The 17,014-nt window shown below is 59.4% G+C and carries 33 protein-coding genes; 13 read left to right on the forward strand and 20 right to left on the reverse strand.

All coding sequences use genetic code 11. The features are described from left to right. Nucleotides 1-8 precede the first annotated feature (8 nt). The 20 genes from B0E42_RS13055 to B0E42_RS13145 form a co-directional block, all read right to left on the reverse strand. Nucleotides 9-518 (reverse strand): hypothetical protein, encoded by a 510-nt coding sequence (locus B0E42_RS13055; RefSeq protein ID WP_077506566.1) that lies wholly within the window; start codon nt 516-518, stop codon nt 9-11. After that, nucleotides 518-1,615, reverse strand: coding sequence for a DUF2213 domain-containing protein (locus B0E42_RS13060; protein ID WP_077506567.1), 1,098 nt, complete (start codon nt 1,613-1,615; stop codon nt 518-520). The genes B0E42_RS13055 and B0E42_RS13060 overlap by 1 nt, the downstream gene beginning before the upstream one ends. A gap of 2 nt (nt 1,616-1,617) precedes the next feature. Then, nucleotides 1,618-2,406: a phage head morphogenesis protein gene (locus B0E42_RS13065; protein WP_077506646.1), complete on the reverse strand. Its 789-nt coding sequence runs from the start codon at nt 2,404-2,406 to the stop codon at nt 1,618-1,620. 67 nt (nt 2,407-2,473) lie between these two features. Further along, on the reverse strand, nt 2,474-3,880 hold the full coding sequence (locus B0E42_RS13070) for a DUF1073 domain-containing protein (RefSeq protein ID WP_077506568.1): 1,407 nt from the start codon (nt 3,878-3,880) through the stop codon (nt 2,474-2,476). Then, nucleotides 3,877-4,044, reverse strand: coding sequence for a hypothetical protein (locus B0E42_RS31130; RefSeq protein WP_168188516.1), 168 nt, complete (start codon nt 4,042-4,044; stop codon nt 3,877-3,879). Before B0E42_RS31130 ends, B0E42_RS13070 begins: the two co-directional genes overlap by 4 nt. Nucleotides 4,045-4,099: 55 nt before the next feature. Next, complete coding sequence (locus tag B0E42_RS13075; RefSeq protein WP_256578296.1) at nt 4,100-4,288, reverse strand: hypothetical protein; 189 nt, start codon at nt 4,286-4,288, stop codon at nt 4,100-4,102. Between the two features lie 19 nt (nt 4,289-4,307). Beyond that, nucleotides 4,308-4,544: a hypothetical protein gene (locus B0E42_RS13080; protein WP_077506570.1), complete on the reverse strand. Its 237-nt coding sequence runs from the start codon at nt 4,542-4,544 to the stop codon at nt 4,308-4,310. After that, nucleotides 4,541-4,858 (reverse strand): hypothetical protein, encoded by a 318-nt coding sequence (locus B0E42_RS13085; protein WP_077506571.1) that lies wholly within the window; start codon nt 4,856-4,858, stop codon nt 4,541-4,543. Before B0E42_RS13085 ends, B0E42_RS13080 begins: the two co-directional genes overlap by 4 nt. A 232-nt stretch (nt 4,859-5,090) precedes the next feature. Next, nucleotides 5,091-5,672 carry a hypothetical protein gene (locus B0E42_RS13090; protein WP_077506572.1) on the reverse strand — a complete coding sequence of 194 codons (582 nt, stop codon included), beginning with the start codon at nt 5,670-5,672 and terminating at the stop codon, nt 5,091-5,093. Next, a complete protein-coding gene (locus B0E42_RS13095) occupies nt 5,669-6,280 on the reverse strand; it encodes a recombination protein NinG (RefSeq protein ID WP_077506573.1) in 612 nt (203 codons plus the stop codon). The genes B0E42_RS13090 and B0E42_RS13095 overlap by 4 nt, the downstream gene beginning before the upstream one ends. Then, nucleotides 6,280-6,681, reverse strand: coding sequence for a recombination protein NinB (locus B0E42_RS13100; RefSeq protein ID WP_077506574.1), 402 nt, complete (start codon nt 6,679-6,681; stop codon nt 6,280-6,282). The genes B0E42_RS13095 and B0E42_RS13100 overlap by 1 nt, the downstream gene beginning before the upstream one ends. Next, nucleotides 6,678-7,040 (reverse strand): hypothetical protein, encoded by a 363-nt coding sequence (locus tag B0E42_RS13105; protein WP_077506575.1) that lies wholly within the window; start codon nt 7,038-7,040, stop codon nt 6,678-6,680. The genes B0E42_RS13100 and B0E42_RS13105 overlap by 4 nt, the downstream gene beginning before the upstream one ends. After that, nucleotides 7,037-7,294 (reverse strand): hypothetical protein, encoded by a 258-nt coding sequence (locus B0E42_RS13110; protein ID WP_077506576.1) that lies wholly within the window; start codon nt 7,292-7,294, stop codon nt 7,037-7,039. The genes B0E42_RS13105 and B0E42_RS13110 overlap by 4 nt, the downstream gene beginning before the upstream one ends. Then, nucleotides 7,291-7,479 (reverse strand): DUF1382 family protein, encoded by a 189-nt coding sequence (locus B0E42_RS13115; RefSeq protein ID WP_077506577.1) that lies wholly within the window; start codon nt 7,477-7,479, stop codon nt 7,291-7,293. Before B0E42_RS13115 ends, B0E42_RS13110 begins: the two co-directional genes overlap by 4 nt. Continuing rightward, nucleotides 7,479-8,297 (reverse strand): ATP-binding protein, encoded by an 819-nt coding sequence (locus B0E42_RS13120; RefSeq protein WP_077506578.1) that lies wholly within the window; start codon nt 8,295-8,297, stop codon nt 7,479-7,481. The genes B0E42_RS13115 and B0E42_RS13120 overlap by 1 nt, the downstream gene beginning before the upstream one ends. Beyond that, nucleotides 8,287-9,066, reverse strand: a complete 780-nt coding sequence (locus B0E42_RS31475; RefSeq protein WP_077506579.1) for a hypothetical protein — start codon at nt 9,064-9,066, stop codon at nt 8,287-8,289. Before B0E42_RS31475 ends, B0E42_RS13120 begins: the two co-directional genes overlap by 11 nt. Then, nucleotides 9,066-9,875, reverse strand: a complete 810-nt coding sequence (locus tag B0E42_RS13130) for a Rha family transcriptional regulator (RefSeq protein WP_077506580.1) — start codon at nt 9,873-9,875, stop codon at nt 9,066-9,068. Before B0E42_RS13130 ends, B0E42_RS31475 begins: the two co-directional genes overlap by 1 nt. 75 nt (nt 9,876-9,950) lie before the next feature. After that, on the reverse strand, nt 9,951-10,196 hold the full coding sequence (locus B0E42_RS13135) for a hypothetical protein (protein ID WP_077506581.1): 246 nt from the start codon (nt 10,194-10,196) through the stop codon (nt 9,951-9,953). A 19-nt stretch (nt 10,197-10,215) separates the two neighbouring features. Then, on the reverse strand, nt 10,216-10,404 hold the full coding sequence (locus B0E42_RS13140) for a hypothetical protein (RefSeq protein ID WP_077506582.1): 189 nt from the start codon (nt 10,402-10,404) through the stop codon (nt 10,216-10,218). A gap of 29 nt (nt 10,405-10,433) precedes the next feature. Further along, nucleotides 10,434-10,643, reverse strand: coding sequence for a hypothetical protein (locus tag B0E42_RS13145; protein WP_077506583.1), 210 nt, complete (start codon nt 10,641-10,643; stop codon nt 10,434-10,436). 93 nt (nt 10,644-10,736) lie between these two features. On the opposite strand from B0E42_RS13145, the gene B0E42_RS13150 reads away from it, so the two are divergent. The 13 genes from B0E42_RS13150 (at nt 10,737) to B0E42_RS13215 (ending at nt 16,723) form a co-directional block, all read left to right on the forward strand. Next, nucleotides 10,737-11,450 (forward strand): S24 family peptidase, encoded by a 714-nt coding sequence (locus tag B0E42_RS13150; protein ID WP_077506584.1) that lies wholly within the window; start codon nt 10,737-10,739, stop codon nt 11,448-11,450. A gap of 448 nt (nt 11,451-11,898) precedes the next feature. Continuing rightward, nucleotides 11,899-12,048 (forward strand): DUF1391 family protein, encoded by a 150-nt coding sequence (locus tag B0E42_RS13155; protein WP_077506585.1) that lies wholly within the window; start codon nt 11,899-11,901, stop codon nt 12,046-12,048. A gap of 217 nt (nt 12,049-12,265) precedes the next feature. Continuing rightward, on the forward strand, nt 12,266-12,427 hold the full coding sequence (locus tag B0E42_RS31135; RefSeq protein ID WP_168188517.1) for a hypothetical protein: 162 nt from the start codon (nt 12,266-12,268) through the stop codon (nt 12,425-12,427). Between the two features lie 12 nt (nt 12,428-12,439). Next, a complete protein-coding gene (locus B0E42_RS13170; RefSeq protein WP_077506588.1) occupies nt 12,440-12,694 on the forward strand; it encodes a hypothetical protein in 255 nt (84 codons plus the stop codon). Nucleotides 12,695-12,754: 60 nt separating this feature from the next. Beyond that, on the forward strand, nt 12,755-12,934 hold the full coding sequence (locus B0E42_RS13175) for a hypothetical protein (RefSeq protein WP_077506589.1): 180 nt from the start codon (nt 12,755-12,757) through the stop codon (nt 12,932-12,934). Between the two features lie 405 nt (nt 12,935-13,339). Continuing rightward, a complete protein-coding gene (locus B0E42_RS13180; protein ID WP_077506590.1) occupies nt 13,340-13,531 on the forward strand; it encodes a hypothetical protein in 192 nt (63 codons plus the stop codon). A gap of 21 nt (nt 13,532-13,552) precedes the next feature. Continuing rightward, a complete protein-coding gene (locus B0E42_RS13185; RefSeq protein WP_077506591.1) occupies nt 13,553-13,774 on the forward strand; it encodes a DUF551 domain-containing protein in 222 nt (73 codons plus the stop codon). Between the two features lie 21 nt (nt 13,775-13,795). Next, nucleotides 13,796-14,221, forward strand: coding sequence for a hypothetical protein (locus B0E42_RS13190; protein WP_077506592.1), 426 nt, complete (start codon nt 13,796-13,798; stop codon nt 14,219-14,221). Nucleotides 14,222-14,223: 2 nt separating this feature from the next. Then, a complete protein-coding gene (locus B0E42_RS13195) occupies nt 14,224-14,415 on the forward strand; it encodes a hypothetical protein (RefSeq protein ID WP_077506593.1) in 192 nt (63 codons plus the stop codon). Further along, a complete protein-coding gene (locus B0E42_RS13200) occupies nt 14,412-14,615 on the forward strand; it encodes a hypothetical protein (protein WP_077506594.1) in 204 nt (67 codons plus the stop codon). The genes B0E42_RS13195 and B0E42_RS13200 overlap by 4 nt, the downstream gene beginning before the upstream one ends. After that, nucleotides 14,612-15,148, forward strand: coding sequence for a hypothetical protein (locus B0E42_RS13205; protein ID WP_139353148.1), 537 nt, complete (start codon nt 14,612-14,614; stop codon nt 15,146-15,148). Before B0E42_RS13200 ends, B0E42_RS13205 begins: the two co-directional genes overlap by 4 nt. 277 nt (nt 15,149-15,425) lie before the next feature. Next, a complete protein-coding gene (locus tag B0E42_RS13210) occupies nt 15,426-16,163 on the forward strand; it encodes a hypothetical protein (RefSeq protein ID WP_077506596.1) in 738 nt (245 codons plus the stop codon). Continuing rightward, on the forward strand, nt 16,160-16,723 hold the full coding sequence (locus B0E42_RS13215; RefSeq protein ID WP_077506597.1) for a siphovirus Gp157 family protein: 564 nt from the start codon (nt 16,160-16,162) through the stop codon (nt 16,721-16,723). The genes B0E42_RS13210 and B0E42_RS13215 overlap by 4 nt, the downstream gene beginning before the upstream one ends. The last annotated feature ends 291 nt before the right edge of the window (nt 16,724-17,014 follow it).

The raw sequence follows: 17,014 nt of genomic DNA on the forward strand, positions 1-17,014 counted from the left end.
TCTGATCCTTAAGCGGCGATGGTGGTAGGCGCGATGGCTTTGATCTTTACCAGCACCAGTTCACCGGCGGCGGCGGCCGTCAGGAACGTGCAGCCGGCAAGGACGTGGTTGCCAGCGGTCGCGGCGTTGGTGATCTCGCCGGTAGTCGGCAGCGCGTAGACCTGGGCGCCTTTGACGGCACCGGCCAGGGTCTTGACCCAGATGCGGCCGTGGGCCAGCAGACTGACCTCTTCACCAGCGCGGTAGCCGCCGACGGCATTGCCGCTGTCAGAGACCTGGCCGGTCAGGTAGCTACCGCTCACGCCCACAGGCTTGCGAACCGAGATACCGAGGAAGAAACCGGCGCCGGCGGCAGGCAGCTTGCCCGAGCGATCAGCAGTGTCCGACACGACGACGCGACCGAACGGAATGGCGACCGTGGCAACAGCGGTGGTCACATCCGCCATGCTCAGGTCATTGATTTGGCCTTCGTAGGCCTTGCCGGCGTACTGGCCGAAGGTATCAATTGCAGTGCCCATTACTTCTCACCCCGCAGGAACTTGTTGTAGGAGTCCGAGCCGTCAGTGGTCGGCTTCAGGCCGCGCTTGGCAGCGTCCTGGGCGAACTGCTTCAGGCTGTCGTTGGTCTTGGTGCTGTCGTCCTCGTCTTCTTCGTCCGCCTCATCAGCGGCAGCGTCGAACGCGGCAGTCACGTAGGCCTCGGACTTGGCAGCCCAATCGCGGGTCGGCTTGAGTTGAGCCATTGCGGCGCGCTTGATCTCCAGGGGGGAGACCAGGCCTTTGGCGTCGAAGGACTTCACGACCTTGGAGGCCAGAGCAATGGTGTCGAGGGTGGCTTTGACACGCAGGCCGATAGCGGCGTCGGAAGTTTCCTTCTTGGCCTCTTCCAGCTTCTCTTCGGCTTCGTCCTTGGTGGCTTCAGCTTTGTCTGCGCGTTCCGACTCTTCATCTGCGAACTTTTGCAAGGCAGACACGGCGTCTTCGACTACCGTTGCGGCCTCTTCGTCCAGGATGATGGAGCGGCTTTTCTTGGAGTCCAGAAAGACTTTCCGGGTCGCCATATGGGTAATACCTTTCGGTTTGTGGTCAAAAATGCGGGCGACCTTTCCGGCCCGCGCTGCTTCTACAACGGCGTTGTGATTGATTTGAATGTCACGCTGCTCGTATTCGTAGGCGGTGCCGTCGGGGGCGATGCCGGGGGCTTCCACGTATTCAGCGAGGTAGCCAGGGGAAAGTTCGGCCTTGCCGGACTGGATGTCGTCGATGGCCGACTGATCCTTGATGATCATGTCCACGATGAGGTTGTCGCCGTCACGCTCGACACCGCGGACATGGCCGACCGACACTTCCTTGAAGGTGGTCGAATCGACCAAGTCGTCCGGGTGGTCGTTGGTCACGTCTTTGTCGAGGTAGGTCGCCATGGATTCAGGCGAGAACACTTCCTCGGGGGACCGGTAGACGTTGACGATGCGCTCGGGCCCGTCCAGATCCAGTTCGCTCGACAGGTACTGATAAACACCTGTCCGGGCCGCAATGCCCTTCACGCAGAGGAAACCCTCGGGCGTGAGTGTTCGCGACGTGGGCTTGAAGGCCTCGTCGATGGTCATTCGTTTCATGGTCAGCCCTTATCGGGGAAGTAGTTCACGCCCGGGATCATGGCGATGGCGATGCAGCGGCAGAGCGGGTGGTGCTTGCCTGGCTTTAATCCAGTCTTGCCACCCCACGACGCACCAACGCCGACCTTGTAGATACCAGGGCCGTAGCCGATGTCCTGACGGGCGATGCCGTAGCAACTGATCTTGGCGTTGGGGTACTTGCCACCTGGCGCGCCAGAGACACGCTGATCGCCGGCATCCTCGGACTTGTAGAACTCGATGCCGGCAGCGGCCTGGCGCTTCTCCGTCAGGTCAGCATTGAGCTGTGACACCTGATCCCGCGCGATGAGCTTGGCCCGCCTGGCGCTGACACCGGTCTCTTCCTGGATCTGCTTGGCGATGGCCGACGGAGCAAGCCCATCCTTCATACCGCCCAGCACGATCGTCTCCACCTTCTGGAAGTACTCAGTAGGGATGGACTTGATCAGGTTGACGTTTTCAGCCGTGGAGGCTTCCAGGTAGTCCTGCATTCCCTTCGGCCGGGCGATCAGGTCGAAGTCCACACCAACGGCCTGGTTGACCGACTTGCGGAAGTCCTCCGCGTTGTCGGCTTCTGCGCGACTCACCGTGCTGGCGGCCACACGCTGAATCTGCGCCTCGAACAGGGACGAGTTGAACCGGCGAGACACCCCACGTATTGCTGCCAGGATCTCGTCGGTCCAGCCGTCCAATGTCGGCATGGCATCGCCGATGTAGTCACGCTTCAGGCGTTTCAGCTCAGGCTCAACAGCCTTGACCAGCTCGGCAGCCATCAGCCGCACCAAGCCCCGAAGCTGACCACGGTAGTAGCGCTCAGCTTCCTGGCTCGGAAGGACCGGTTTAGGCCCTCGGGGTTTCTTTGGTCGGAGCTCCATCAGCTTCTTGTTTGCTTCTATCAGGCTCATCAAGGGAGAAACCCGGGAGGCCTTTGCCGTCGTCGAATTCTCCATTGTCCTGATCCTTCTCAATCTTCTCTTGAGCAGCGATCTGCTCGTCGGTGATGGCGTAGGTGCCTTTCGCCTGAGCGCGGCGCATGGCGTGGCTTGGGCGAATCACACGATTCTCGATGTGGAGCGAGTCGGCCTGAGCGTCTGCCAGGTCTTCCTGCGCCTGCTCGATGCCGGAGGTCTGGGCCAGTGGATTCCACTCGAACTCAATGTCATCCGGGTACGTGCCCAGGGCGGAGCGGATCAACACTTGATCCAGGGCTTCCAGGTCCAGGCGCATCTGACCGTCCTGCTTGCCCTTGATGGTGCCGTGGTAGGTCTTCAGGTCACCTTCACCGGTGGAGCTGAGCCCGGCGGCCGACTGGCCCCAAAGTTCAGTCACTGGCATTTCAGCGGCACCGGCCGTCCATACCATGAACTGCTCCATGATTTGGCTCAGACCCGAGAAGGCCACGCTCTTGCGGTCGTACTCTTCGCTCTCGGCATCCAGGAGGCCCAAGTTAACGATCGACTTCATCATGCCGAACAAGCGGTAACGCTCGGTGACACTGTCGCATTGAGCGCTCGCCAAAGCACCTTTCAGACCCTTAACGCTAATCGTGTCGACGTTCGCCTCGAGCACCAGGGACGCAATACCACTCTTGGTCGCCACCACATCGCGCAGGTCGGACATACAGCGGCGCAGGCGACTGTCACCCCAGCCTTGATCGAACATGCGCATGCGGCGCGGCAGGCGGGCCCCGGTGCGGCGGATGATGTGGCTGTAGTGAATCTTCTGCTCGCCGTTCACCATCATGTAGTACTCGGGGAGCATCCAGTTCGGCTTGAGCGGGTCAGTCAGGTTGAATTCAGTGGGCTGAATGTCCCAGCGGTCGAGGACCACCAGGTTCTTCAAGCCACCTTTCTTGATCTTGTCCAGGTCGAGCGGACGGCTCAGGTCCTGGCCGGTCACCATGAGCATGGCAGCGCCGCCGTACAGGTCGGCCCAGCAGCAGGTGTCGAGGTAGGCCTGTTGCACGCCCAGGCGCCGCTCTTCGTTCGCGATATCCTTGGCCTGCTTGCCGCTGAATGCACGCCACTCACGCAGCGCGTCTTCGTTCGGCTTATCCACGATCCGGCGGGCGATCCAGTTGGACTGATACGCCGCCTCCAGTTCGATCTGGTTGACGAACTCAAAGCCGAATGCGTTGTGGGTGCGCTTGTCTCGATTGGTTCCGATGTTAGCGACCATGTTGGAAAGACTGTCAGTCGATACGACCTGGCCGCCACGGATCTTAATTCGCGGTAATGATGTGGTCATTGATTGTCAACCATTTTTATGCTGATCCCGCGCATTGCCATGGAGACGACCTTGTCGTAATCAGGCTCGAAGCCCGTCAGATGACTGAATGCCGCTACTGCCGATAGGTATGGGTCCACCCACCAGGAGCGCTTGACGACAATGCTTATGCTTATCTTCGCCATGGCGTGCTCTCCAGTGTCGCGACACAATTTGCTGATGCGCGAAACGTGTCGCGCTTTACTCGGGCTGCTCAGGCTGGTCAGCCAGCTTCGGCTGCTTGATTACCCGCGACACTGCAACCGAGATGCCGAGCACCATGTTCACGATGGCGTAGACCATCGGGTCAACCTGGCCCTGGAACGATGACCACCCAGTTGCCGCAGCATTGAGCGCCACACCAACAATCGCCAACTGCACGCTGGTCATGCGCCAGGCCTTTCGCCACTCAGGGATTAATTTCATGGGTCGTCTTCGCTTCGGGCAATTTCTCCAGGCTTTCGGCATAGCGCCTCCACTCTCTGGCACTTTTCAGGGCCTCGCGTAGGCGCTCTTCTTGGCCTGGCTGGCATTGTTCGCTGACATAGCGGTGTACGGTGATGCGCTGAACCTTCGGCGGCTCCTGGATCGCTTCCTTGTGCACACAGCCTGTGAGCAGAATGAGGACGATCAGCAGGCGACTCACTTGGGTCTACCTGTTTGGACGAGGGCCTTCAGGCTCTCCCCTACCTGGTCGATTTTGAACTCCTGGCGCTGGGTGCTCACGCGAAGGGAGTCGACCAACTTGTCCGTCGACTCCCGGGAGCGCTCCAAAGAGTCAACCCTCTGCCCGATCAGGGCTTGATTGGTCTGGTAGGCGGCGAGCTGCATCTGGAGTGATCCGAGCGAACCGACCACGTAGACGAACGCTCCAATGGCACCGGCCGACAAGATCGTTTGCAGGATCGGAACAGCGACCTTGAACGTCGTGCTGTCTGCAATGCGCGATACTTCAGTCATGGGCGGTACCGGAATAAAAGGGCCGGTGTGATCGGCCAAGCGCTGGGGAGCAGCGAGGAATAGATCAGCTCCAGCAGCACTCCCAGCTCGGGGCAATGGGTGTGGTGGAGCCGAAAACGCAAAAACCCGGCGCAAGGGCCGGGTTTCCATGGGGATTTGAGTAAGTTGCCGAAGGCAAAACTCTAACAGTGGCGAAATCATGCCATGAGCCGCACGGGAACGCAATAGGCCCTCAAGCGGCCTCGCGCATTTCGTAAATCACCGCGGCTATCGGGCTCAGCGCTCGCCGGTCCAGATCCTCGCAGCACTCGAAGATCAACTGCAGAACACCGCCCCAATCTCGCTCCCAATTGCACGACTCCAGGCGCACCTCGTAGACCTGCCACATCCAGGCCCGAAACTTCTCGGCGTTGGCGAGCGGATCTTCGTTGGCTGACTGTCCGCCCTGGTGCATATGGCGGTACCGGCGCAGCACTCCTTTCACCACATACTCCAGCTTCTCGCGCTTGGCGGCCGTCATCCGTGGCGACCTATTCTGCACCAGCAGGAACACCACCTCCTCTGCTGCCTCCCGGATGTCGTCGCACTGGGCAGCGGCGTACATGTAATCCCCGAACACGCGGATCTGCGGGTGGAGCCGAGCTATTGCCGACTGGATGTGACCGGCCAGGGCGCCATGGACGGCATGGTTTGCCGTGGGCCCGCGCTCCGTGTTCTGTACCACCACACCGAGCTGCACCACGTCGGATGTCTGGCCCGGGGCCGGGTTGTAATTGCAGTCATGCCAAGCCTGGCGCGCTGAGTTGATTTTCATGCTGCGTGCCCCTTCTTCAGTTCGCGGGTCTTGGCCCGGTAGTCAGCCTTGATGGCCTTGATTTCTTCCACGGTGTACTTGCGGACCGGGTGAGCCCCCTCCAGCCAGGCCACCTTGTCGGCGCCGATGCGCAGCACCAGGCGGATGCGGTACTCGACCGCGTTGCCGGAAAGGTTGCGGTTGCACTTCACGCACTGGCGGTGGATGTTCAGTGGCTCGAAGCGCAGCTCCGGACAAGCGCCGACGGATCGGTAGTGTCCGGCGTCCCACCGGCTGCCAGTCATCAGGTCGTTGTCGTTGGGCTGCGAGTCGCAGCTGATGCAAGGCAGATGCGCATCGCGCAGGCGGACGTACTCGTTCACCGCAGCCTGGGCTTCGCGCAGGTGATCCGCCCTGCTCTTCAGATTCTCCTTGCGAACCTTGATCTCCCGGCGCTCGACCTGGGCCAGGGACTTGCGGGCCTTTTCCTGGTTCGCATGGTTGGTTGGCGCATCGAGGATTGCGCAGGCCGGGCTGCATACACGCTGCCCGAGGCGCTGAGGGACGAATGGGGCACCGCATTCGGCGACTCGGCACTTCTTGGCGCGGGGTTGTTTGGCGACGAGCATCAGTAGCGCCCTCCCCACTTGTCCTGCTCCGTCCAGCGGACACCATGCTCGGCGCCGAAGGCGTGCATCAGTTCAAAAAGGTCGCCGAACCACTTCTGAGATTGCTTGCGGGTGGAGACGCCCAGGACGACATAGCCGCCGTCGATGCCTGGTACCACGTCCTGCTTCTGGAGCGCAGAGCTGAAGACGTGCTTCCAGTCCTCGTCGCTGAGCTTCTTGCCGTACCACTCAACCTGGCTGGAGACGTCCTTGAGCATTGCCCACATCTTCCGATTGCAGACGTCCGGGCGCTTCTCGTCGCGGATCACCACCACCTTCGGTTTGGTCAGGTCGATGGCGTGCAGCACGCCGGTCAGTCGGTTGACGTCGCGCTGGTCGCGAAGCGTGTACTCGGGAGTCATGACTGCTCTCCCTTGCCCATGGAGGCGTCAGCCAGCGCATCGGCGGCCTTCTCGCACACATGCCAGTCATCCGAGCTGTCGCGGATGTAGGTCAGCGCTGTGCGCAGGCCCTCAACCTCAGCCTTCAGCTCAGCATTCACCCGCTCGTAGGCTTGGTAGCCGGTCTTGAGGCCGGCGTTTTCGGCCTTGAGCTGGTCGCGCTCGATCTCTACGCCGAGCATCAAACGGCCTCGAGCTTCCAGCAGTTCGACCAGGTGGTCGTTGTGCCCCAGCAAGTCCTTGGCGTCACGCGCTTTGAGCGGATAGCCACTGCGCACCAGCTCGCGGATTTGCCCGATGTTTTCTGCCAAGAGATTCATTGGGACACCTTCACGCCAGCGGCTTCAATGGCTGCGCGGCAATCCTTAAGGACTGGAATTACTTCTCCCGGGCTGTCGTATTGGTAGTGCTCAGGCAGCTCGACCACCAGCGCCTTGCGGGATTGCTGCCATGCCCACCAGCAATGCTCAATCGTGGTGCTCTGGTACTCACCAGTGGCGAACTTGCCCATGTTTTGATTCGGGTACTCACTCAGCACTGCGGCTTCAAACTCTTCACGCATCTTGTCGGTCATGTCCGCTTCTCCTGCGCTTCCGCGATATACGCCAACCGCTCCAGCCGCTGGGCAGCCTGGCCGGCAAGGTTCATGGCGTCCGCCTCGTCGATTACTGGCACGCAAACGAACTGGATACCGTGCTTGACCAGGGTGTTGGCTACCTCAAGGGATTGGCGTAGCTGTACTGGGGATGCTCGTTTCATCAGGAAGCCCTCCGCTTGCTGCGCTCTGAGGCGCCTTCGAATACCAGGCCAATGCCTCGGCCTTCCCTCAGCCGATCCACGCTGCGATCACCCAGCACGGCGCCCAACTCCTTGGCGTCAATGTTGGAAATCACGATGGTTGGCAGTTGCGCCTCGTACCGGCCATTGATCACGGAGAACAGGGTCGCCAGCTCGAACTCGGATGGCTTGGTGGCTCCAACCTCGTCGATGATCAGCAGGGATGGCTCGACCAGGCTGGCGAATGCCTCAGCCTCGGTGTATTCGGCGCGGTCGCCATAGCTGCCCTTGATGAACTGCAGCAGTCCGCCAACGGTGCGGTACACGGCTGTGGCGTTGTGGTTGACGATCACGAAGCCGGCGATGGCGGCGGCCAGGTGGGTTTTGCCAGTGCCGGGCGTGCCGGTCATGACGATGCAACGGCCCTCTTCCAGGTGCTGCGGGAACGTCTCGGCGTACTCGATGCACATGGCGAGGTTGGCTTTCTGGGCCGCCGTCTCGGCACGGAAGTCGGCAAAGTTCTTCCCCATGAACCGTTTCGGGATCAGGGAGGCCCCCAGCTTGCGCTCCAGGCGCTGTTCGACGATCCGGGCATACGTTGCCCGCTGTTCTTCCTCGTCGCGCTCCTGGCGAGCTTTGTCGGCGCAATCCGGGCATCCAGACGCCCTATCCGCGTTCTTGCGGATGACCGAGGCGTATTCACCGTGGTGTGGACAGGTGGCCGGCTGCTTGCCGATTACGCCAAAGCGCTTCTCGATGTCGTTGATGGTCAGGTCGACCTGCTTCGGGCTAGAAGTCATAGGTGCCATCCCCACGAGGCGTAAGGCCCGCCGTGTAGTTGCGATTCTCGAAACCGGTGTGGCGGGATGCCGGAAACGGGTGGACGTTGCCGATGGCCTTTTCCGGAAATATCCCGGTCCAGCCGTTGGCAATTGAGATTGCAAGCACCTGGTCCGGGGCTGAATGGCCCACCAGCGACTTGGCCTGTTGCTCACAGCTCTTGGCGGTTAGCGGCTTGCGGATTTCCTTGCGGTGCTGGCACCAGTCGGCCCAGGCCTTTTCGGAAACGTTCTCGGGCTTGGCAGTCAGGGGATCGAACTTCGAAGATTTCGCCGGTGCGCCAGCACCTTGCTTTTGATTTTGCTCTTTCTTCTCTTCTCTTCTCTTCTCTTCTCTGGTCCGCAAACTGTCCGCATCTGAAGCGGACAAATTGCGGACAGGGTTTTTCCGGTCGTTGCGCTTACGTTCGGCGTCGTTGGCGCGGCGCTTGGCACTGGCCCCGTTGTGCTCGTCAAAGCGAGGCATTACAAGGCTCCCATCGTCTTCGACGGCGGCCCACTCAACGTCGATCATGGCCTGGGTAAAGCCCGGCCAGCCCACCACAGCATCCATCGCATCCACGGTGTAACCCACCAAAACACCATCGCTCGAATGGGTGTCGAAGATGCTCCAGGCAACATGCAGTCCGCCGATAATCCGCAACCTGTCCGCTTGCAATGCGGACACCATGCGGAACACTTTCGGATGCGTCTGAAGGTCGATTCGCATTTTGATCCAATCTCCGGCCATTACTTGCTGCCTTTGCCGACCAGGCCGGCAAGCTCAAGGAAGCGATCGACGTACCAGTGGGGTGCGGTCTCGCGTGGATTGTTGGGGCTGGTCAGGTTCTTGCCGTAGCGAAGGCCCTTATCAGTCACCGACCAGAAATCGACGACGCCGCGCTTGGTGCTGTTGCGCTGGCACCTCTTGATAAAGCCATTGGCAGCCAACAAGCGGTTGAACGCAGCGGCCGTGCTGGCTATCCCGTTTTCTTTGATGAGGTCGGTGATGGGCTTGGTTTCCATCGAAGATCCGCCAGTCGCGTCTGGAGCGGCGTCGATGGCGTAGCCTGGGAGGAATTTAGGGTCGAGGCCGTTGTTCTGTGCGATCTTGGTCAGCATCATCATTTGGCTTGATGGTGCGGGCTTCAGCAGTCTGGTGAAGCACTCCATGATCGCCAGCTCACCGACGACCTTCACGCTGGCGGGCAGCTCGGGCTTTTGAGTCTGCTTTTCAAGGTGCTGCCAGCGATCAACCAACTTTCCGGTGAACTCTGGCGAGAGCTGGGCGACGATGACGTAGCTGTCACGCTCACCCACGTTGTAGATCCTGGTGGCGCGAGGCCGGCCCAGTTTGTCCGTGGACCATTCATCCTCAGATTGAGGGTGGACCAATCCACCCTGGGCCAAGTCTTCGATGAGCCGCTTCACGTTGTCGTGACGCTTCTTGGTCAGCTTTGATATTTCCACCGATGACATAGTGCGCGACACGTTTTCAGATCCGGCGAAACGTGTCGCGACATTGGCCGGGGTATTGCCGGTATTGATTGAACTGTGCATAATCAGCTCCAGAACGTTGTTGTATGTGCTGCACGAAAAGCCACCCTTGCCCGGTGGCTTTTTTGTGCGTCCGATTTACCGTTTTTCATCTTTGAGGCCCTTATCAGTCCTGGCCTTTGATGGCCGGTATGGGAGCCGAAAGGCCTGAACAGTCCCTTTCATCGTTTTTGGTCTTGTGCGATCAGCGATGTGCTTTTCAATAGCCTCCTTGGTCAGTTGCTCAACAGGAATCCCAAGCTGGGCGGCGGCCTCAACCAGGAATTGGAGGTCTTCGTCATCAGCGATTTGCCTCAAGGACAACTCGCAATTTGTTTCAGGCATAAAGCCTCCATAAGGGCCTTCAGGCCATGTCTTGAGTACGGGTAAGCTCTTCCCTCATCTGCTGAATCGCAGCCTTGAGAATTTCGCGGGCAATGACAGCCTTCTGAGTGCCATGGATCTTTGCCAGGGAGCGCAGGTATTCGTCGTACTCGTCGTTGAGCCGAACCTTTGTTTCGTTGTGATTCAGGTGTTTGCGGAAGTCGTACATTTATTGCTCCTTTGAGCATGCAAGGTGGGTTACGCGGCAGATTTTTTAGTCGAGTTGGCAGGGTCATCCAGGCGGCTCGCGGTGAGCTTCCCAGCGGATTCCTTCTCCAACACGCATTGCATTGGGTAGGAGAAGCCGCCGGCGGATCGGCACTGCGAGACGCGGCTCCGGGTGACGATCAATGCATCAGCGATGGCGCCGGGCGTACCGAAGAATTGCAGGGCTTGGTCATAGGTCATTTAAGGTTTCTCCACTTCACTGCACCGGAGTTTAGAAATATTAACAAGAAAAGGCAAGTTATCTAAACTGCCCAATGTTTAGAATCCTTAACCATGAATTTCAGCGAACGAGTTAAAGAGCGCATGGCGGCCCTGGGGCTACGTGCGACCGACATAAGCGAACGGACAGGCGTCTCTCGGACGACCGTCTCCTTTTGGCTGTCTGGAACGAATGGGGCGAAGGGGAAGAACCTTTTGTCCCTGGCTAAGGCCTTGGACTGCTCGCCGGAGTGGTTATCGAGTGGAGCGGAGCCGGTGCAAGCCGGGAGGCAAGTCAGCCTGTCCTCTATAGCTGCGTGGGATGACGAAACCCCGCTCGATGACGACGAGGTCTACGTACCATTTCTTGAGGAGGTCGAACTGGCTGCAGGCTCTGGCCGCTTCGCGATTGAGGAGAGCGACAGCGCCAGACTGCGTTTCTATAAGAAGGACTTGCGCAACAACAACGTGCAGTTCAGCAACGCCAAATGCGTCATGGTCAGCGGCAACAGCATGGTTCCGGTCCTGCGCGACGGCGCCACCGTTGGCATCAACGTCGGCAAGAACTCCTTGCGCGACGTAGTAGACGGCGAGATGTACGCCATCAACCACAACGGCCAACTCCGCGTGAAGCAGCTTTATCGGCTCCCGACCGGGATTCGCCTGCGCAGCTTCAACCGCGATGAGCACCCTGATGAGGACTACACCTTTCAGGACATCCAGGATCAGCAGATCGTGATCCTCGGCCACGTGTTCTGGTGGGCGATGTATTCCCGAAGCCCTTCGTAACCTCTCCCCTTCAATCAGCCCGCCATCGTGCGGGCTTTTTTGTGCCTGGAATTCAGGTCTCTAAACTTTTTGTTAAGTTTCCTAAAAATAAGGCTTGACCAATCTTGTTAAGTTTTCTAAATTTACCTCAACGCCAAGCAACAAGGCGCCAGGGCCTAAACAGTCCGTCCGCTCTTTAACAGCTCAGGATCCTCGCCATCGACTACCCCGGGTTTCATCCGGTAAGTGCGAGCAAGAAATAGTCGATGCCATGCCAGCTCTGGAACTGGCCGTGCTCACCAGATGTGAGTACGCGAAACCACGCAAGCCAGCCAGGAAGAACACCGGACACGAAATGTGTGACCTGGCCAGAGATATGAATCCGGCGATGCGCGTGGTGGAGAACGGAATTTTTCACTGATGCACCTGGGCAACCGGGTGCATTGGGAAAACAACCGGAGACACGGAAATGATGACCTTGAACCTGGGTAACAACGAAACGATCAGCCGCGGTGTGATTCGCGAGACCGACGGCACCTTCACGGCGCTGACGTTCAGCGCGAGCAAGAACTTCAAGACCGAGGCCGGCGCCCACCGCTGGCTGGCAAGGCGGACGTGAGCTGCAAGCTCTGCGGCGCAAACAACACGTCGTCCTTCGGGATGCAGACCCAGCACATCTACTGCCACGTTTGCGGCGGCCATGAATACGAAGGTCAGTTGATCGACAAGAAAGCCTGGGAGGCCTGGATCAATGGCGAGACGAAGCGCCCAAAGCGGAAAGCATCACTGAAGCCCGTTCAATGAGCGGGCTTTGGGATGACGACCGGAGAAACCAAATGCAGAAATTCGGATGTGCAAACAATCAGGAGGCAGCCGACAAGGAGTGCCGCAGGCAATGTCGGCTGGCAAAGAAGAACGGCAGCACGGTGCCTTACAGCCTTTCGCGGATGATCGACGCCAAGGTGCCGCTATCCACCATCCGCGCAGTATCTCGATAGAAGGAGGAGCACATGCCTAAGTACATGCTCGACTACATCCGGCTTTGCCGGGAATGCAGCCACGACATCAGCACCATCGGCAACATGCGCAGCATCGTGATCCCAACACTGCAGCGTGAAGCGACAGCAATTCGCGGTGCGGTGAGCGAGTTCGCCGGGGCCTTCTCTGAGCTTGAGCAAGACGCCGAGCTTCTGGAGTCAGCCATTCGTGCTGGGCTCCAACGCTGCGCCCCACAGCCAGCACAGCAAGAGCTGTTCGCGGCATGAAGATTTCACTGGCTGGCCTTGGCGACAGGGCCAGACGGGAAATCAACCAGGAGCAAGACCATGACGCGTGATGAATTCGAAGACACGAAGGCCTTTGCGGTAGCAGCAATGATTGGGCTTCTCTCAAGGGGTGATGAGCTGGGCGCGCAGGAAGTCGCCACTCGCTCGTTTGATTTGGCCCTGGCTTTTCAGGCCGAAAAGCAAAAGCGCATTGGTGAGTTGCCGCCCTACGACATGTAAAGCATCACCTCTGTCCATTCCAACGAGTGGGCAGACGGATGCGGACGAAACTGCGGCCTATAACCGCCCACCTGCATCAAATCAACCGCTGGAGGACGTCTTACGGCGGGGTGAAATGGACACGGCCGTGGAACTCGGCGCCGGAGACGTAACCGGCAGACCGTGAAAGCATGGCAAGTCTCCAGAAGTTTGCCCGTCACTGCCCGCACATGCGGAACCAAGTTCGCTCCCACAGGTTAACCGCTCTATTCCGGGCCCTGGCCAAAGAATCAACGCGAGAAACACCCTTCTCGCTCCCACAGACAACCGACCAATCCCGCATGCACATGACACCGCGCCCAACGGCAACCAGCGGAAGGATCGTGTGCAGCCGGAATTTGTTGGATCAACCAGATGGAGAGAGTTATGAGCGAGCAACGAGCGCCGTATCCACGGTCAGCGGACAACGCTGACCAGATGAACCTGCCCGAGGGCAAGACCTGTGGTGATTGTGTGCATTGCCGCCGTTGCACGCTGATGTTCGGCCATATCCCGGCTGACGAGTCGTGCGACTGGAGCCCCTCACGCTTTCGTGAAGCCGTTCCAGCCACCGCCTAACCCCAAACACTGGAGGTCGCCATGAGCGATTGGATCAAGTGCAGTGATCGACTGCCTGACCTGCCGAAAGGCGGCGGCAAGCACCACGTCATCGCCTATACGCCCGCCAGAGCAGCACAGCGGTTCGCCAATGGCTCGCGCTTCCTCTACTGGAACGGCATCGACTGGCGCTACCCGGACGGCTCTCGTTTCGAGCATCGCGTAACCCATTGGCAGCCCTTTATCACCCCGCCCACTGACTGACCCGCCACCCTGGAGGCAACCATGAACGCATTACAGGCAATGCAGGACGCCCAGTGGCGCCACGATAACCGACTGCCTCCGGATGACGGTGAGGCGCTGGAACTGGCCCGGGCTGAATGGATCGAGAACGCCGTCGAGCAGCTTGTCGATCGTCGCAGCGACGTGAGATTCAAGCGCCGGCTCTATGCGGCCCAGGGCATCACCTTCAAGTACTTCGCGGCTGAGGTTGAGCAATACGCTATAGCCAGCGCCTGCAAGAGCCCGTGCGCCATTGGCGAAATGATCATCGGTGGCCTGTTCGGCGACAAGTCGCTGGCCCGTGACGGCGCAATAGACCTGATGGCCGGGCCTGACCCGAGGGAGCAGGTGCGCATCATCGCCCGCAGACTTCTGCGCGCGCTGGCTGATGACGCACTGATCGCCCAGGCAGAGGACGACGCATTGTGACCATGAGTCCGCACGTCCTGATCGGCCAGGAGCTGGACACCCTCGAGGATCCGGAAACACCGGTCAGCTGGTCGGTGATGATCCAGAAAACGCTGTCCGAAATGATGCTCGACAATCGAATCACCATCGAAGAATTCAACCACTACTGCGGGCGCCTCAACAAGATCGTTGACCGGCGCAAGGAGTCGTCATGAGCACTGCACCGGTTAAATCCCTGATCGACGAGCAAATCGAAGAGCTGCCCGCCGACCGCATGATCCTGGCCTTCACCCACACCAAGTGGCTGGGTGCCCTATCGCTGGCGCATGACGCCGGAATCCCGAATGTGCATGCCTGGTGCGGCCGGGCCTGCATGTGTGGTGAATGGACTGTCGCTTACGAGGTGAGGGCATGAATATAGATTGGAGCAAGGCGCCGAAAGGCGCCACTCATTACTGTCCGATCAGGAAAACATGGCTTAAACAGGGCGGGCATTGCACGTGGCTGTCATGGTCGCCGTTTGGGCGTACCCATGAGGAAGTGTTGATTGGCTGGACATTCTGCCACCCTCCAGAAGACGAATCTGCCCTGATCAAGGAACAATGGACCGGCGAAGGCCTTCCCCATATTGGGGCAGTGTGCGAGGTTCGCCGGATAGCATGGGGGGACACATGGAGCAAAGTGAAAGTTCTTTGCTACGGCGAAAAGCGAGCATTTTTTCAAAATGCAGACGGCACCGAGCAGAGCCTTCGGCTAGACAAGATTGAGTTCCGCCACATCCGCACGCCAGAGCAGATCGCTGCGGAAGAGCGCGAAGCCAAAGCCAAGGAAATGTATCTGTCGGTCTACTTCGCCGTGTCGGAAGAGAGCTGGGATCACGTACCTGAAGCAATGCGTGAAACGTTCCGAAAGGCCATTGACGCCGGCTGGCAGCAGGTGGCGCCATGAAAGCACTCACCTGGATCCTCTCCGCCGCCATCCTTTCGGCCCTGCTCGCCTACACCGTAGTGAAGGAAAGGCATTCGAACTGCAGTGTTCCTCAGCTTTCGCAGGTGTTCCGGTGACCGGCCATCAGCGCGCCAGGCGCATCCTGATCTGGCGCGGGTCGTTCTCGGCCATCACCTTCTGGACCTTCCTGATGCTGATGAGCGCATTGGCTGACCGCATCACTCAATAACGCCAACCTTCCACACAGCGCCCCTCTCCGGTGGCGCGGAGAACAGTCATGTCCGATAAAAACATGCAGATTTGGGCGCAGGTCGAGAAGACCGACACCCGGTTCACCAAAAAAGCCAAGGTCAACGGCCAGGACATCACCAGCCTGAGCGGCACCGCGATGGTGATGAAGGCGACCGAGCTGTTCGGCCCGGTCGGCATCGGCTGGGGCTGGAAGATCATCGAGGAGCGCTTCGATGAAGGCCACGAAATCTACATCGGCGAGGGCGACAAGCGTTCCTGCATTGGTCGCGAGATCGGCCACACGTTGAAGATCGCCCTCTGGTTCACCCAGGACGGCCAGCGCGGCGAGATCGAGCAATACGGCTGCACCCGTTACCAATACAAGACCAGCTACGGCATGACTACTGATGGCGAGGCGCCGAAGAAGTCCCTCACTGACGCCATCAAGAAGGCCTTGTCGATGCTTGGCTTCAGCGCGGACGTCTTCCTTGGCTTGTTCGACGATCAGACCTACGTCGATCAGCTCAAGGAAGAACAAGCCATTGAACAGGCCGTGGATAAAGACGCCGAGATCCTGCGCCAGAAGCAGGAGCGCCTTGATTGGCTCAACTCAGCCGTCGAGACGATCGGCAAGGCCGTGACCAGCCACGAACTGAAGATGCTCAACGTCAAATACATCCGCGAGGCGACCCGCCGCAACGAGCCGACGTTTATCGCCCGCATCACCCGCGCCTTTGAAGAGCGCAAAGCGGCTCTTGAACCAAGCAAGGAGGATGCAGCATGACCCAGCTCTATGCACTCACCGGCAAGCTGGCCGAGCTTCAAGGCATGGCTGACACCGACGACGAGGGCCTTAAAGAGGCCCTGCAATACGCCATGGATGAGATCCAAGGCGAGTTCGAAGTGAAGGCCGACAACATCGTCATGTTGCGCCGGAATATCGAAAGCGACGTCACTGCGATTAAAAACGAGATCGAGCGCCTGGAAGAACTCAAGCGCATCAAGTCGAACAGCGTGGCGGAGCTCAACGACTACCTTCGCCGAAACATGGAGGCGGCCAACCTCAAGACGATCAGGCGGCCTCTGTTCACCATCACCCTGGCCCAGGGCAAAGAGAAGGTCATCGTGGACAACGAGGACGCGGTGCCGGACGAGCTGACGGCGGTGAGCACCAGCATCGCGCCGGACAAGGTCGCCATCGCCGCCAAGCTCAAGGAAATCCGCGAGCACAACGAAGCGGTTCGCAAGCGCTTGGCCGCCGGCGAAGACGCAGAACATGAACTGATCGAAGAGCCGGCCTGGGCGCACCTTGAGCGCGGCGACAGCTCGATCCGCATCAAGTGAGGTCTCCATGATCAGCACCGAGCTCAGCATGATCCAGATGCTCAACCCGCAGCGCCACAAGCTGGCGTTGCTCCAGGAAGCCTTCTTGAGCAAAGGAGGGACTATTCAAGTGCTGGAGGGGCCGACCTTCGAGCCGCCACCGCCAAGGCATGAGCCACCGCCAAGCATGAAGGCTGCCAAACCGAAGAGGGAGCCACCCAAACAAAACTGGCTCGACAAGATGGCGCAGCGCGATCTGGAGCGCGAAGAGCGTGCCGCCAAGCGGGAACTGGAAAAGTCCGAACTGATGGA

This window comes from Pseudomonas sp. A25(2017), from assembly GCF_002001065.1.
In the GTDB taxonomy this organism is placed as follows: domain Bacteria; phylum Pseudomonadota; class Gammaproteobacteria; order Pseudomonadales; family Pseudomonadaceae; genus Aquipseudomonas; species Aquipseudomonas kilonensis.

What these genes read in the sequence shown, in the direction of transcription:
- B0E42_RS13150 (WP_077506584.1), top strand. Translation starts at nt 10,737, where the DNA reads ATGAATTTCAGCGAACGAGTTAAAGAGCGCATGGCGGCCCTGGGGCTA.
- B0E42_RS13155 (WP_077506585.1), top strand. Translation starts at nt 11,899, where the DNA reads ATGATGACCTTGAACCTGGGTAACAACGAAACGATCAGCCGCGGTGTG.
- B0E42_RS31475 (WP_077506579.1), bottom strand. Translation starts at nt 9,066, where the DNA reads ATGGCCGGAGATTGGATCAAAATGCGAATCGACCTTCAGACGCATCCG.
- B0E42_RS13105 (WP_077506575.1), bottom strand. Translation starts at nt 7,040, where the DNA reads ATGAATCTCTTGGCAGAAAACATCGGGCAAATCCGCGAGCTGGTGCGC.
- B0E42_RS13170 (WP_077506588.1), top strand. Translation starts at nt 12,440, where the DNA reads ATGCCTAAGTACATGCTCGACTACATCCGGCTTTGCCGGGAATGCAGC.
- B0E42_RS13060 (WP_077506567.1), bottom strand. Translation starts at nt 1,615, where the DNA reads ATGAAACGAATGACCATCGACGAGGCCTTCAAGCCCACGTCGCGAACA.
- B0E42_RS13065 (WP_077506646.1), bottom strand. Translation starts at nt 2,406, where the DNA reads ATGGCTGCCGAGCTGGTCAAGGCTGTTGAGCCTGAGCTGAAACGCCTG.
- B0E42_RS13090 (WP_077506572.1), bottom strand. Translation starts at nt 5,672, where the DNA reads ATGAAAATCAACTCAGCGCGCCAGGCTTGGCATGACTGCAATTACAAC.
- B0E42_RS13205 (WP_139353148.1), top strand. Translation starts at nt 14,612, where the DNA reads ATGAATATAGATTGGAGCAAGGCGCCGAAAGGCGCCACTCATTACTGT.
- B0E42_RS13210 (WP_077506596.1), top strand. Translation starts at nt 15,426, where the DNA reads ATGTCCGATAAAAACATGCAGATTTGGGCGCAGGTCGAGAAGACCGAC.
- B0E42_RS31130 (WP_168188516.1), bottom strand. Translation starts at nt 4,044, where the DNA reads ATGGCGAAGATAAGCATAAGCATTGTCGTCAAGCGCTCCTGGTGGGTG.
- B0E42_RS13115 (WP_077506577.1), bottom strand. Translation starts at nt 7,479, where the DNA reads ATGAAACGAGCATCCCCAGTACAGCTACGCCAATCCCTTGAGGTAGCC.
- B0E42_RS13185 (WP_077506591.1), top strand. Translation starts at nt 13,553, where the DNA reads ATGAGCGATTGGATCAAGTGCAGTGATCGACTGCCTGACCTGCCGAAA.
- B0E42_RS13195 (WP_077506593.1), top strand. Translation starts at nt 14,224, where the DNA reads ATGAGTCCGCACGTCCTGATCGGCCAGGAGCTGGACACCCTCGAGGAT.
- B0E42_RS13085 (WP_077506571.1), bottom strand. Translation starts at nt 4,858, where the DNA reads ATGACTGAAGTATCGCGCATTGCAGACAGCACGACGTTCAAGGTCGCT.
- B0E42_RS13145 (WP_077506583.1), bottom strand. Translation starts at nt 10,643, where the DNA reads ATGACCTATGACCAAGCCCTGCAATTCTTCGGTACGCCCGGCGCCATC.
- B0E42_RS13055 (WP_077506566.1), bottom strand. Translation starts at nt 518, where the DNA reads ATGGGCACTGCAATTGATACCTTCGGCCAGTACGCCGGCAAGGCCTAC.
- B0E42_RS13075 (WP_256578296.1), bottom strand. Translation starts at nt 4,288, where the DNA reads ATGACCAGCGTGCAGTTGGCGATTGTTGGTGTGGCGCTCAATGCTGCG.
- B0E42_RS13100 (WP_077506574.1), bottom strand. Translation starts at nt 6,681, where the DNA reads ATGACTCCCGAGTACACGCTTCGCGACCAGCGCGACGTCAACCGACTG.
- B0E42_RS13070 (WP_077506568.1), bottom strand. Translation starts at nt 3,880, where the DNA reads ATGACCACATCATTACCGCGAATTAAGATCCGTGGCGGCCAGGTCGTA.
- B0E42_RS31135 (WP_168188517.1), top strand. Translation starts at nt 12,266, where the DNA reads ATGCAGAAATTCGGATGTGCAAACAATCAGGAGGCAGCCGACAAGGAG.
- B0E42_RS13180 (WP_077506590.1), top strand. Translation starts at nt 13,340, where the DNA reads ATGAGCGAGCAACGAGCGCCGTATCCACGGTCAGCGGACAACGCTGAC.
- B0E42_RS13200 (WP_077506594.1), top strand. Translation starts at nt 14,412, where the DNA reads ATGAGCACTGCACCGGTTAAATCCCTGATCGACGAGCAAATCGAAGAG.
- B0E42_RS13120 (WP_077506578.1), bottom strand. Translation starts at nt 8,297, where the DNA reads ATGACTTCTAGCCCGAAGCAGGTCGACCTGACCATCAACGACATCGAG.
- B0E42_RS13135 (WP_077506581.1), bottom strand. Translation starts at nt 10,196, where the DNA reads ATGCCTGAAACAAATTGCGAGTTGTCCTTGAGGCAAATCGCTGATGAC.
- B0E42_RS13095 (WP_077506573.1), bottom strand. Translation starts at nt 6,280, where the DNA reads ATGCTCGTCGCCAAACAACCCCGCGCCAAGAAGTGCCGAGTCGCCGAA.
- B0E42_RS13130 (WP_077506580.1), bottom strand. Translation starts at nt 9,875, where the DNA reads ATGCACAGTTCAATCAATACCGGCAATACCCCGGCCAATGTCGCGACA.
- B0E42_RS13190 (WP_077506592.1), top strand. Translation starts at nt 13,796, where the DNA reads ATGAACGCATTACAGGCAATGCAGGACGCCCAGTGGCGCCACGATAAC.
- B0E42_RS13175 (WP_077506589.1), top strand. Translation starts at nt 12,755, where the DNA reads ATGACGCGTGATGAATTCGAAGACACGAAGGCCTTTGCGGTAGCAGCA.
- B0E42_RS13140 (WP_077506582.1), bottom strand. Translation starts at nt 10,404, where the DNA reads ATGTACGACTTCCGCAAACACCTGAATCACAACGAAACAAAGGTTCGG.
- B0E42_RS13215 (WP_077506597.1), top strand. Translation starts at nt 16,160, where the DNA reads ATGACCCAGCTCTATGCACTCACCGGCAAGCTGGCCGAGCTTCAAGGC.
- B0E42_RS13110 (WP_077506576.1), bottom strand. Translation starts at nt 7,294, where the DNA reads ATGACCGACAAGATGCGTGAAGAGTTTGAAGCCGCAGTGCTGAGTGAG.